Below are 12,727 nucleotides of genomic sequence, written 5' to 3' on the forward strand. Positions count from 1 at the left end.
CCGCAACTGGCAAGTGATTGCCGTAACGCCGTCAGGGAGAAGCCCGCGTTGACTGATACGACAACACGGAATTCCGTCGCGCAAAAGATTGCGACACCCGATGACGCGCAGCGCATCTATGACCGCCGCACGCTGACCTATTCCAACACCTTTGACAATCCGTGGCGCCGCAACATCATTCGCACAATCGAATGGTTCACCGGCAAGATCACGATCCTGCGCCGTATCCGCACCTTTGAAAAACGCGGCACACCGACCGGTCAGGCGTTCTGGCGCGCCACGCTTGATGTGATGGGTGTTGATCTGCTGACCCCGCCCGAACAACTTGCCCGTATCCCCAAGACCGGCCCCGTTGTGCTGGTCGCCAACCACCCTCATGGTCTTGTTGACGGGATGATTTTGGCCGATCTGGTCGGGCGTGTGCGCAATGACTACCGTATCCTGACACGGTCCCTGCTCACCGGGATCGACGAAAGCGCGGCCAGCTACATGATTCCGGTGCCCTTCCCGCACGAGGATGATGCGCAGAAAAAGATGATCGAAATGCGCGCCAAGGCGATGGAACATCTGAAACAGGGCGGCCTTGTGGCGCTGTTTCCATCCGGCGTTGTCGCCAGTTCCGAAACCATGTTTGGCCCTGCAATCGAACAGGAATGGAACGTCTTTACAGCCAAGATGATCCGCACGTCCGGCGCGCAGGTTTTGCCGGTCTATTTTCAGGGATCCAATTCGCGCTGGTACCAGATTGCCAACAAGCTGTCGGCGACCCTGCGTCAGGGTCTGCTGCTGCACGAAATCGTGCATTCGCTGGATAAACCACAGGCCCCCGTTGTGGGCGAGGTGATCTCGGCCGAAGAAATCAGCGAGCGCGCCAAGGACTTCGCGCGCATTTATGGCGTGGCTGCGTGAAAAAACCCTTGGGTTGGCGCAACAGTCCTAGCGGGTCGGAACCGGATCGCCTTCGCCCCGGTAATCATAGAACCCGCGCTGTGTCTTGCGGCCCAGCCAACCCGCTTCGACATATTTGGTCAGCAACGGGCAGGGGCGATATTTCGTATCGGCCAGCCCGTCGTGCAGCACGTTCATGATTGCCAGACAGGTGTCCAGACCGATGAAATCGGCCAGTTCCAGCGGCCCCATCGGGTGATTTGCCCCCAGTTTCAGCGACGTGTCGATGGATTTGACGCTGCCGACACCTTCGTAAAGCGTGTAAATCGCCTCGTTGATCATCGGCATCAGGATGCGATTGACGATAAAGGCAGGGAAATCTTCGGACGCGGTTGATGTCTTGCCCAGCCGCTCCACGACACCCTGACAGGCCTTGAATGTTTCCTCGTCGGTTGCGATCCCGCGGATCAGCTCCACCAGTTGCATGATCGGCACGGGGTTCATGAAATGAAAGCCCATGAATTTTTCGGGCCGATCCGTGCGCGCGGCGAGACGGGTGATGGAAATCGACGATGTGTTCGATGTCAGGATCGTTTCAGGCTTGAGGTGCGGCAACAGGTCTTCGAAAATCGCCGCCTTGACGGTTTCACGTTCAGTTGCGGCTTCGATGATCAGGTCGGTTGGCCCAAGGTCGGTCAGCGTCAAGGTGCCGGTGATACGGCCCATTGCGTCCGCCTTGTCGGTGGCGGTAATCAGCTCGCGCCCGACCTGGCGTTCCATGTTGCGATCAATCAGTGCACGCGCGGTGTCCAGCGCGTCCTGACTGATATCGGTCATCAGCACGTCGTATCCGGCAAGGGCAAACACATGGGCAATGCCATTCCCCATCTGGCCTGCGCCAACGATGCCTACCCGTTCAATTGCCATGACATAGCCCTTTCCGTGGTTGTCGGCACCATATGCCTGCCCGCTAGGGGGCTTCAAGGCCGCGAGATCGTTAAAACCTGACTCAATTTCAACCTTTAGCGATTTGGCAATGGAATCGGTCCACCTTGATCCGTGGTGAGAGAAATAACGAGTGGTGGGAACCATGAAACACGAAACGCTTTACGAAGCGGGGCTATCCTATGCCCCCTGCCGATACGGCACGTCACGTCTGTTCTTCCGCGGTCCGAAAAAGCGGCTGGATGGGCGGCACATCGCCTTTGTCGGCGGAACCGAAACATATGGCAAATACGTCGACAAACCCTTTGCGACCTTGATCGAGGAATCAATGGTCGAAACCTGCGTCAATTTCGGCTGCGTCAACGCGGGCATTGATGCCTTTGCCTATGACGAAACCGTGCAGGCGGCCTGTCGCGATGCGCGATTGACGGTCGTGCAGGTTATGGGCGCGCAGAACATGTCGAACCGGTTCTATTCGGTGCATCCGCGGCGTAATGACAGGTTCCTGAAGCCGTCGACCGTGCTGCGCGCGATCTATGACGATGTGGATTTCGCCGACTTCAGCTTTACACGTCATATGCTCAGCGCGCTGTTCCAGCGATCGCCTGAACGCTTTGCGATCATGTGCGCCGAATTGCGCAATGCCTGGGTGGCGCGCATGCAGAATTTCCTGCGCCTTGTCGGCCCGAATACGATCCTGTTGTGGTTCGCCGAACATGAGCCCCACGATGGCGCGCATCCGGATTCGCTGATGACGCTGAAATCCAATCCGGTGTTTGTCAGTCGCGAAATGATCGAGGCGTTGCGCCCGATGGTGCGTGATATTGTCGAGGTCGTGCCAACGCGGGGCGCAATGGAAAGCGGCACTGATGGCATGGTCTTCCCACCACAAGAGGCGGCGGCGGCCAAAGAAATGCTGGGCGTGCGCGCCCATGCAGAAGCGGCCAAAGCCCTGCGCGCGCCAATTACATCTGCCTTGTTGCGCAACATGAAAAGGCCCGCCTGATTGGCGGGCCTTTGCCGTTCGTCGCGTAGGGCGGGACTTGTCCCGCCGTTCACCCCAGTTTTTCAGTCAGTTCGGGCACAGCATCGAACAGGTCGGCGACCAGTCCGAAATCGGCGACCTGAAAGATCGGTGCTTCTTCGTCCTTGTTGATGGCGACGATGATTTTGCTGTCCTTCATGCCAGCCAAGTGCTGGATCGCGCCGGAAATACCAACGGCGATGTAAAGGTCAGGGGCGACAACCTTGCCGGTCTGGCCAACCTGCCAGTCGTTGGGGGCATAGCCAGAATCGACCGCAGCGCGCGAGGCACCAACAGCCGCGCCCAGCTTATCCGCCAGCCCTTCGATCAGCTTGAAGTCGTCTTCGGAGCCGACACCGCGACCACCCGACACAACCACGCCGGCAGATGTCAGTTCAGGGCGATCAGATGCCGCAACCTTGTCTTCGACCCATTCCGACAGGCCCGGATCAGCCGCAGCGCCGATGCTTTCGACGGATGCGGACCCACCCATGCCGGGGGCATCGAACCCGGTTGTGCGGATCGTCATCACCTTGGTCGCATCTGACGATTTCACCGTCTGGATCGCGTTGCCCGCATAGATCGGGCGCGCGAAAGTGTCGGCGTCGATCATCTCGACCACTTCGGAAATGACCATCACATCCAACAGGGCCGCAACGCGCGGCATGATGTTTTTTGCATCCGTCGTGGCAGGTGCCACGATGTGGCTGTAATCGCCAGCCAGTGACATGATCAGATCGGCCACCGGTTCGGCCAGACGGTGACCATAAAGCGCGTCTTCGGCGCACAGCACCTTGGCGACACCTTCGATTTTCGCGGCTTCATCGGCGGCCGCCTTGCAGGTTGCACCAGTGCACAGCACTGTCACATCACCCAAAGACGCCGCCGCAGCCACGGCCTTGGCAGTTGCATCAACGGCCAATTCGCCGTCATTCACTTCGCCCAAAAGTAGAACAGCCATCTATACAGCCCCCGCTTCCTTGAGTTTCTCGACCAGTTCATCGACCGATCCAACGATGATCCCCGCCTTGCGCGTATCCGGTTCAGCGGTGCCGACCACGGCCAGACGCGGCGTGACATCGACGCCGTAATCGTCCGGTGACTTTTCATCCAAAGGCTTTTTCTTGGCCTTCATGATGTTGGGAAGGGACGCATAGCGCGGTTCGTTCAGTCGCAAGTCCACAGTGACGATCGACGGCATCTTGACCTTGATCGTCTGCAAGCCGCCGTCCACTTCACGGGTCACAACGGCGCTGTCGCCGTCAATGTCCAGACCGGAAGCAAAGGTGCCCTGCGACCAGCCCAGCAGGGCTGACAGCATCTGGCCCGTCGCGTTCATGTCGTTATCAATCGCCTGCTTGCCGGCCAGAACCAGACCGGGTTCTTCTTCCTTGACGATGGCAGCCAGTATCTTGGCCACCGCCAGCGGTTCGATGTCCTGATGCACATCATCGGTCGCAACGACCAGAATGGCGCGATCCGCACCCATGGCAAGTGCTGTGCGCAGGGTTTCCTGCGATTGCTTCACGCCGATGGACACGGCGACCACTTCGTCGGCCTTACCTGCTTCGCGCAGGCGAATGGCTTCCTCGACGGCGATTTCGTCGAAGGGGTTCATCGACATTTTGACGTTGGCAAGATCGACACCGCTGCCGTCCGCTTTGACGCGAACCTTTACGTTGTAGTCGATCACGCGTTTGACGGGCACAAGCACCTTCATGGGCGTTTCTCTCCTCTAGAAAACACACGCCCAACGGGGCGCACAAAGCTTCAAGGCAGTTGGTAGCGCGGCGCGCGCGGGGAAAACAGTGCAAAATCGACGCGCCAAGGCCATCGGACGCCACGTCTTGACGTGCGCGTCACCTTGATGGCGCGTACAGACCTGAAAATTCAGCGATTTGCGCCCGGAACCCACAGCACATCGTCGTGCCCGTCGTTGTTTGCGATCCGCGAGGCGACAAAGAACCAATCTGACAAGCGGTTCAGATATTTCACCGCCGCGCCATTCACTGATTCCATCGTCGCAAGTTCGACGCATAACCGTTCCGCGCGCCGTGATACGGTGCGACACAGGTGCAGATGCGCGGCCAGTGCCGACCCGCCGGGCAAAATAAAGCTGCGCAGGGGCTGAAGTTTGCCATTCATCCGGTCAATTTCGCCTTCAAGTCGCAGGACCTGAGCCTCGGACATGCGCAGGGGCGGATACTCGGCCTCGGCGTCCTTTTCCATATCAGGGCGGCAAAGGTCTGCACCCAGATCGAACAGGTCGTTCTGGATCATTGCCAGCAACGCATCCATTTCGCCATCCGCATGTTGGCGGGCCAGCCCGACCGTCGCGTTGGTTTCATCCACCGTGCCATAGGCCGTGACGCGGGCCGAGTGTTTGGCCACGCGGCTGCCGTTGCCCAGCGCTGTTTCGCCGGAATCGCCCGTTTTCGTGTAGATCTTGTTCAGAACGACCATCAGTTTCCTCCAAGTTGACGTAGCCAGACAATGCCGACAATCACGATCACGACGACGAATTGCGCAATGATGCGATACTGCATGATCTTGTTGGATTTCTTGCCGTTGTCGTCATTGCCGGCCGTAAAAGTGCCGATCCCCCACATCAGGATTCCGGCGACGACCAAACAGCCAACGATTGCAAGGATAAAAACTGGATCACGGCCCATGTGGCGCCCTTTCGGTTGTTGCCCCTGATCTAGCAGGGATCACCGAAAATGGAAGGGCATCACTGACGCGACAGCACCCAATCCAGCAGGCGCGTGGGCAGCACCCGCCTGATCACACCCGCAAAATAGGTGGGTGTCGTGACATAGTAACGCGGACGCGGGCGGCGCGCCGACACGGCATGAAGCAGTTTCCAGGTCACGGCCTCGGCTGGCAATTCAAACCGGTCCGGATCGCTTTTGTCATAAAGCCGCCTTAGCAATCCAGTGCGATACTGCGCGGCGCGGGCCGAGTTTTCCCAATCAATGAAACGTTCGAAATGCGGGATCGCGTTTTCGCGGATTTTTGATGTAATCGGTCCCGGTTCGATCAGGATCACGTCGATCGGCACCGCGCGCATTTCAAGGCGCAGCACATCGGTCAACCCTTCCAGTGCGTATTTCGTCGCCACATAGGCACCACGCCATTGCATCGGGACCAGCCCCAGAACCGAACTGCAGTTTACGATCCGCCCGTGCCCTTGGGCGCGCATCACGGGGATCACGGCGCGGGTTAATTCGTGCACGCCAAACAGGTTGGTTTCAAAGATCGTGCGCAAGGCATCGCGAGGCAAATCTTCGACAGCACCGGGAATCGCAAAGGCCCCGTTGTTAAAGACGGCGTGAAGGGTGCCGCCTGTGGCGTCCAGAACCTCGGCCAAACCAGCATGGATACTATCGCTATCGGCGTAGTCGATCAGTGGGCTTTGAAAACCTTCGCTGCGCAGGCGGGCGCAATCGGCTTCTTTTCGGCACGACGCAAAAACACGCCAGCCCGCAGCGCGTAACCCGTGCGCTGCGTCGTATCCAATGCCGCTGGAACACCCCGTAATCAGGATGTCGGGTTTGTGGGATTGATCTGTCATTGTGCCTAAGTGCCGCCTGATTGGCGCACAAACAAGGGCTTAACTGTCACTCAGCAGCCGTTCAGCCATCCAGCCTTCCTGGCCGGTTTGGAAAATCAGCACGCGCGCCCAGCCATCGGCGTTCACCTCAAGTACTTCGGCTTCGGTGCCTAGGGGCAGGGTATCAAGCACGCTGTAATCCGTGCCCGGCCCGCTGCGCATGTTCACGCGCGCGCCTGAAACGGTGCGCATGTCCTGCAGTGCGACTTCGCTGACGACTTCGACGATTTCAGGTTCTGGCTCGGCGGCTGGCTGCGGTTCGTAGGACGCAGCCAGTGTCATCAGTGTTTCGGTCTCGGCGCGGGCAACAATCTCGGCTTCGGGTTCAACCACAACTTCGGGTTCGACGGCTTGCGCGACGACAACTTCCGCTGGTTCGACAATTTCAACTTCCGCCACTTCGGGTACGAAATCGGCCCCACCGGACATTTCGTAATACCCCCAGCCCAGGAAGCCGAAGGTCAGAACAATAAAACGAGTCACGACAAATCCCCCAGAGATTCGCAAAGTTCACATACAGTAACGCAATGTTACATCACCGTGAGCGATACGGGCAGGGAAAAGTTTCACGACCTTCCCCGTTTGTGTGCTTTACGCCTCAATTGCCGATGGATACACAGCATCTATGAGCAGTGACGTCGACGACCCCAATATCAACATGCCCGACATGACAGAACCGTTGCGCCGTGCGCTGGGCGAACGGTATCTGACCTATGCGTTGTCGACGATCATGCACCGCGCGCTGCCCGATGCCCGCGACGGGCTGAAACCCGTGCACCGCCGGATTCTGTATGCGATGTCGCGGTTGAAATTGACGGCCACGGGCGGTTTCCTGAAATCCGCCAAGATCAGCGGCGACACCATGGGTGACTTCCACCCGCATGGCGATATGGCGATCTATGATGCCATGGCCCGCCTCGCGCAGGATTTCAACGTGCGCTACCCGCTGGTGCACGGGCAGGGCAACTTCGGCAACATCGACGGTGATAACCCCGCCGCCAGCCGTTACACCGAAGCCCGGATGACCGCCGCCGCCGAGGCACTGCTGGAAGGGATGGCCGAAGACGCGGTTGATTTTCGCCCCAACTATGACGGTCGCCTTGAAGAACCTGTGGTGCTGCCCGCCGCCTTTCCCAACCTGCTGGCGAACGGATCGAGCGGGATTGCCGTGGGCATGGCCACCAACATCCCGCCCCATAACCTGCACGAGGTGATCGACGCCTGCCTGCATTTGATCAAGGCACCGAACGCGCGCGATGAAACCCTTGTTGAATATATCCCCGGCCCCGATTTTCCAACTGGCGGCGTGATCGTCGAACCGCCTGAAAACATCCGCGAGGCCTATCGCACCGGCAAAGGTGGTTTCCGTCTGCGCTGCCGCTGGGAGGTCGAGGATATGGGCCGTGGCCAATGGCAGGTGATCGTCACCGAAATCCCCTATCAGGTGCAAAAGTCCAAGCTGATCGAAAAGCTGGCCGAGGTGATCCAGACCAAAAAGGTGCCGATCCTTGGCGATGTGCGTGACGAAAGCGCCGAAGATATCCGCATCGTTCTGGAACCACGCTCCAAGAACGTCGACCCCGAAGTGTTGATGGGCATGTTGTTCCGCAATTCCGATCTGGAAACGCGGTTCAGCCTGAACATGAACGTGCTGATTGATGGGCTGACGCCGCAGGTCTGCAGCCTGAAAGAAGTGCTGCGCGCCTTCCTTGATCATCGCCGCGATGTTCTTCTTCGCCGCAGCGAACACCGCATGGCCAAGATCGACCACCGTCTTGAAGTGCTTGAAGGGTTTATCGTCGCCTTCTTGAACCTTGATCGTGTGATCGACATCATCCGCTATGACGATGATCCCAAGGCTGCCCTGATGCACGAGGATTGGGGCAAGGATCATGTGCGCGCCCGCGACGAATCCGATTATGTCAGCCCCGCGCGCCTGCCCGAAGGCGAGGAACCGGGCCTGTCGGACGTGCAGGCCGAAGCGATCCTGAACATGCGCCTGCGCAGCCTGCGCCGTCTTGAGGAACTTGAGCTGATCCGCGAGCGTGACGAACTGATGCAGGAACGCGCCGACATTGAAGACCTGCTGGAATCCGAAGACCTGCAATGGTCCAGGATCGCCGAACAACTGCGCGAAACCCGCAAACAGTTCGGGCGTGACAGTGTCGGCGGCGCGCGCCGCACCAGCTTTGCCGAGGCGGGCGAGGTTGAAGATGTGCCTCTGGAAGCGATGATCGACAAGGAACCGATCACCGTTGTCTGTTCGAAAATGGGCTGGATTCGCGCGATGACGGGTCATATCGACCTGACCCGCGAGTTGAAATTCAAGGACGGCGACGAGGGCCGTTTTGTCTTCCACGCGCAGACCACCGACCGGCTGCTGGTGTTTGGCAGCAATGGCCGCTTTTATACGATGTCGGCTGCCAATCTGCCCGGCGGGCGCGGCATGGGCGAACCCCTGCGCCTGATGATTGACCTGCCCAACGAGGCCGAGATCGTCGCGCTGTTCATCCACCAGCCCGGGCGCAAACTGCTGGTCGCTTCCAGCGCGGGCGATGGTTTTGTCGTTCCCGAAGATGACGTGGTGGCGCAAACCCGTGCAGGCAAACAGGTGCTGAACGTCAAGGATGCCGTGCGTGCCATGGTCTGCGCGCCTGTATCGGGGGATCATCTGGCCTGCGTCGGCGAGAACCGCAAGGTGCTGGTATTCCCGCTAGATGAATTGCCCGAAATGGGCCGCGGCAAGGGCGTGCGTTTGCAGAAATACAAGGACGGCGGGCTGTCGGATGCCAAGACATTCACGCTGGCCGAAGGGCTGTCATGGCTTGACCCCGCAGGGCGCACCCGCACGGTCGAGGGCGATGAACTGGCCGAGTGGATCGCGAAGCGGGCAGGTGCCGGGCGCATGGCACCGCGTGGTTTCCCGCGTGACAACCGCTTTACCTAGGGTCCCGCCCCGCAGCGCATTTGTGCAACGCGTCAAGCGCGCATAGCAAAGCCGCGCGAGACCGGCCACGCCCCGCGCATGACCAAAGTTGATCGCAGTGTTGTTGCCCGCGCAGGCCTGCTGGGGTAGCCATGGGAAAGCCAAAAGGGGAATCCTATGATCCGTCTGTTCGTCCTGCTGACCAGCTTTGCCATGCTTGCGGCCTGCGCCCGCGATGACCTGTCGCTGCCGCCCGAACCGCTGGGCGCGTTTCGTATGGGTTTCAACATCGTCGTCGCGCCCAATCCCGAAATGGGTCCGCTATCGCGGGAAGCCACGCCAGAAGAATGGATCGCTTCGGTCGAGACTGCGATCAACGACCGGTTTAGCCGCTTCGAGGGCAACCAGTTTTACCACATCGCCGTGTCAGTGGATGGCTATGTGCTGGCGCAACCCGGCGTGCCGCTGATCTATACGCCCAAGTCCGTGCTGATCATCGGCGTGACCTTCTACGAGGATGCGACCCAGACCAAGCTGAACGAAGAACCGATCCAGCTGACCATCTTCGAGGCCTGCTGCAACGTGCCGCTGATCGGGTCGGGCCTGTCCAAGACCCGTGAAGAACAACTCGAGGCGCTGTCATTCAATGCGGCGCGCGCGATTGAACGCACAATGCGCGAAAACGGTGAATGGTTCGGGGGCACCGACGAGGTGCTGGAAGCAGACGCGACAATCGTGACCGGTAACGTGCTTGTGGACGATCCCGACGCGATCCTGCCACCGGAAACACCGGACGGCGACGCGCCTTTGTCGAACTGACGCTTGATTTCCATCGCCAATCGCAATACATCGCCCGCGATGATGTCCGGGGCCAGTGGTGGCCCCCCCAATGAATAAGGCGCCTTGATTATGGCTAAGGAAAAGTTTGCCCGCACCAAACCGCACGTGAACATCGGCACGATTGGTCACGTTGACCACGGCAAGACGACGTTGACGGCAGCGATCACGAAGTATTTCGGTGATTTTCAGGCGTATGACCAGATTGACGGCGCGCCCGAGGAGAAGGCCCGCGGGATCACGATCTCGACGGCGCACGTCGAGTATGAGACCGAGACGCGCCACTATGCGCACGTTGATTGCCCCGGCCACGCCGACTATGTGAAGAACATGATCACGGGTGCGGCGCAGATGGACGGCGCGATCCTGGTTGTGAACGCCGCTGACGGCCCGATGCCGCAAACGCGCGAGCACATCCTGCTGGGCCGCCAGGTGGGCATTCCCTACATGGTCGTTTACATGAACAAGGTCGATCAGGTTGACGACGAGGAACTTCTGGAACTGGTGGAAATGGAAATCCGCGAGTTGCTGTCGTCGTATGAATACCCCGGCGACGATATCCCGATCATCCGCGGCTCGGCGCTTGCGGCCATGGAAGGGCGCGACGAAGAGATCGGCGCGAACTCGATCAAGGCGCTGATGGAAGCTGTCGACAGCTACATCCCGACCCCTGCGCGCGCTGTTGACCAGCCGTTCCTGATGCCGATCGAAGATGTGTTCTCGATCTCGGGCCGCGGCACGGTTGTGACCGGCCGTATCGAACGCGGCGTTGTGAACGTGGGCGACGAACTGTCGATCGTGGGCATCCGCGACACGGGCAAGACGACCTGCACAGGCGTTGAAATGTTCCGCAAGCTGCTGGATCGCGGTGAAGCTGGCGACAACGTTGGTGTTCTGCTGCGCGGGATCGACCGTGACGGCGTTGAGCGCGGTCAGGTTCTGTGTAAGCCCGGTTCGGTGAACCCGCACACCAAGTTCGAGGCCGAAGCCTATATCCTGACCAAGGAAGAGGGTGGCCGTCACACGCCGTTCTTTGCCAACTACCGTCCGCAGTTCTACTTCCGCACAACGGATGTGACCGGCACGGTTGTGCTGCCCGAAGGCACGGAAATGGTGATGCCCGGCGACAACCTGAAGTTCACAGTCGAACTGATCGCCCCGATCGCCATGGAAGACGGCCTGCGCTTCGCGATCCGCGAAGGCGGCCGCACAGTCGGTGCTGGTGTTGTGTCCAAGATCATCGAATGATGATCTAGCTGGGCGGGTGGCAGACGTTTCCAAAGGAAACGGCGAGAACCCGCTGCGCTGATTAGGCAAATGTAAGGTGGGTCAAGACCCACGTTACCGGAACCGCCCCATCGGGGGCGGTTCTTTGCGTTATGGGGCTGGGCGGGGCAGCGCGTGTTGGCTAGTCTTTGCAAAGTGGCGCATGCGCCGACCAGGGGCCAAGGACGACTGACATGCTCAAGGCGCTCATTCTGTTTCCATTCCGCTTGATCCGCGCATTGCTATATCCGTGGTATATCCGCTGGATCTTTGCCCTGCCGTGGTGGGTCTTGGGCGTTTTGGCCATCGTGCTTGGCAGCTATTTGGCGCAGGCGGTTCCGAACGCACTTGCCAATAACATGGCCCTTGAGCTTGCACAGTTTGACGGCCCGCCACCCTTACGCGCGCTTCACGAGTTTGATCCACGCCGTGATGTGTCGGAGCAGGACGAGGTTAATATCGCGGCGACCTATGACAGCAGTATGGCTGTGATCACCCTTGATTTGACGGGTCCTGACATGGTTGCGGTCCCGCTGTTTGCAAAGGGGCGTCCCGAGGTTGCCGCCGTTGCTTATGCTTTGCCCAGCCAAGAGGCTGAGTTGCTGGCCTACCTGTCGTCCCAAGGTGCGGGAGTGCGCCATGCGGTGCAGGTCAATGGCAGCCTGCGGCAGGACGGTGTGTTTTTCGAGCGCGCACGGGCGGCCTTGACGCAAAACGGCATGCGCAGTTCGCAGGAGCTGGTCGCCATACGCCCCTTTCTGAATGGGCGGCAAGCGGGCTTGGGCAATCAGCAATTAGGTGAATGGCTTTTGTTGGGGGCAGGTGGGCTGTTGCTGGCTATCTTGATTGTCGCAACTGTGCGCAATTTCGGGCGTGGTCGCCGGTCGTCGCGGGAATCCATCCGTATGGCGGCCCCCGTTGCAAGATCGCGCACCACCAAAGCGCCAACGACCAAAGCCTTGCCCAGCAAGGCACAGTCATCGCCGTGGGGCGGGCCGGTGAAACCGCAGTCTAACGCTGGCGTGCCACCTGCATTGCCACCCGCCAAACCCGCGCCAGCCGCGAAACCCGACGTTGTTCCTGTCGTTGAACAGCGCATCACATCTTCAGGTTACCGCGCCCGCACCGCTGAAGAAATTGTGCGCGAGGTCTTTGGCCCCAAGTCGGGACGTTAAACTTGACCCCGAAAATCGAATTCTACCTTGCCTATTTTGCGCGCCCTCGCTAG

General features: G+C 59.5%; 12 protein-coding genes and 1 pseudogene. 6 read left to right on the top strand and 7 right to left on the bottom strand.

What is annotated here, in order from left to right; all coding sequences use genetic code 11:
• The first annotated feature begins 87 nt into the window (after positions 1-87).
• A pseudogene (locus SJY21_RS12210) lies at positions 88-940 on the top strand (lysophospholipid acyltransferase family protein).
• Here SJY21_RS12210 and SJY21_RS12215 read toward each other — a convergent pair.
• Positions 937-1,815, bottom strand: a complete 879-nt coding sequence (locus SJY21_RS12215; protein WP_377510993.1) for a 3-hydroxybutyryl-CoA dehydrogenase — start codon at positions 1,813-1,815, stop codon at positions 937-939. The pseudogene SJY21_RS12210 and the gene SJY21_RS12215 sit on opposite strands and share 4 nt — an antisense overlap.
• 163 nt (positions 1,816-1,978) lie before the next feature.
• Here SJY21_RS12215 and SJY21_RS12220 point away from each other — a divergent pair, with 163 nt between their 5' ends.
• Entirely contained in the window at positions 1,979-2,839 is an 861-nt protein-coding gene (locus tag SJY21_RS12220) for a DUF6473 family protein (protein ID WP_377510996.1), read from the top strand.
• 49 nt (positions 2,840-2,888) lie between these two features.
• Here the strand turns inward: SJY21_RS12220 and SJY21_RS12225 are convergent, their stop codons facing one another.
• The 6 genes from SJY21_RS12225 to SJY21_RS12250 all read right to left on the bottom strand — a co-directional run bounded on the left by SJY21_RS12225 (position 2,889) and on the right by SJY21_RS12250 (position 6,953).
• Entirely contained in the window at positions 2,889-3,818 is a 930-nt protein-coding gene (locus SJY21_RS12225) for an electron transfer flavoprotein subunit alpha/FixB family protein (RefSeq protein ID WP_377510999.1), read from the bottom strand.
• Entirely contained in the window at positions 3,819-4,577 is a 759-nt protein-coding gene (locus tag SJY21_RS12230; protein WP_377511003.1) for an electron transfer flavoprotein subunit beta/FixA family protein, read from the bottom strand.
• 170 nt (positions 4,578-4,747) lie between these two features.
• Positions 4,748-5,320, bottom strand: coding sequence for a cob(I)yrinic acid a,c-diamide adenosyltransferase (locus tag SJY21_RS12235; RefSeq protein ID WP_377511006.1), 573 nt, complete (start codon positions 5,318-5,320; stop codon positions 4,748-4,750).
• The gene (locus tag SJY21_RS12240; protein ID WP_377511009.1) at positions 5,320-5,529 is read right to left on the bottom strand and encodes a twin transmembrane helix small protein; all 210 of its coding nucleotides are present in this window, start codon (positions 5,527-5,529) and stop codon (positions 5,320-5,322) included. Before SJY21_RS12240 ends, SJY21_RS12235 begins: the two co-directional genes overlap by 1 nt.
• Positions 5,530-5,588: 59 nt before the next feature.
• Complete coding sequence (locus tag SJY21_RS12245; RefSeq protein WP_377511012.1) at positions 5,589-6,431, bottom strand: SDR family NAD(P)-dependent oxidoreductase; 843 nt, start codon at positions 6,429-6,431, stop codon at positions 5,589-5,591.
• A gap of 39 nt (positions 6,432-6,470) precedes the next feature.
• Positions 6,471-6,953: an SH3 domain-containing protein gene (locus tag SJY21_RS12250; RefSeq protein ID WP_377511015.1), complete on the bottom strand. Its 483-nt coding sequence runs from the start codon at positions 6,951-6,953 to the stop codon at positions 6,471-6,473.
• A gap of 142 nt (positions 6,954-7,095) precedes the next feature.
• On the opposite strand from SJY21_RS12250, the gene SJY21_RS12255 reads away from it, so the two are divergent.
• The 4 genes from SJY21_RS12255 to SJY21_RS12270 all read left to right on the top strand — a co-directional run bounded on the left by SJY21_RS12255 (position 7,096) and on the right by SJY21_RS12270 (position 12,674).
• Positions 7,096-9,417, top strand: a complete 2,322-nt coding sequence (locus tag SJY21_RS12255) for a DNA topoisomerase IV subunit A (protein WP_377511018.1) — start codon at positions 7,096-7,098, stop codon at positions 9,415-9,417.
• Between the two features lie 156 nt (positions 9,418-9,573).
• Complete coding sequence (locus tag SJY21_RS12260) at positions 9,574-10,215, top strand: hypothetical protein (protein ID WP_377511021.1); 642 nt, start codon at positions 9,574-9,576, stop codon at positions 10,213-10,215.
• Between the two features lie 90 nt (positions 10,216-10,305).
• Positions 10,306-11,481: an elongation factor Tu gene (gene tuf / locus SJY21_RS12265; protein ID WP_377511024.1), complete on the top strand. Its 1,176-nt coding sequence runs from the start codon at positions 10,306-10,308 to the stop codon at positions 11,479-11,481.
• 212 nt (positions 11,482-11,693) lie between these two features.
• Positions 11,694-12,674: a hypothetical protein gene (locus SJY21_RS12270; protein WP_377511027.1), complete on the top strand. Its 981-nt coding sequence runs from the start codon at positions 11,694-11,696 to the stop codon at positions 12,672-12,674.
• Positions 12,675-12,727 lie beyond the last annotated feature (53 nt).

Source organism: Octadecabacter sp. R77987 (assembly GCF_042466115.1).
GTDB lineage: Bacteria > Pseudomonadota > Alphaproteobacteria > Rhodobacterales > Rhodobacteraceae > SW4.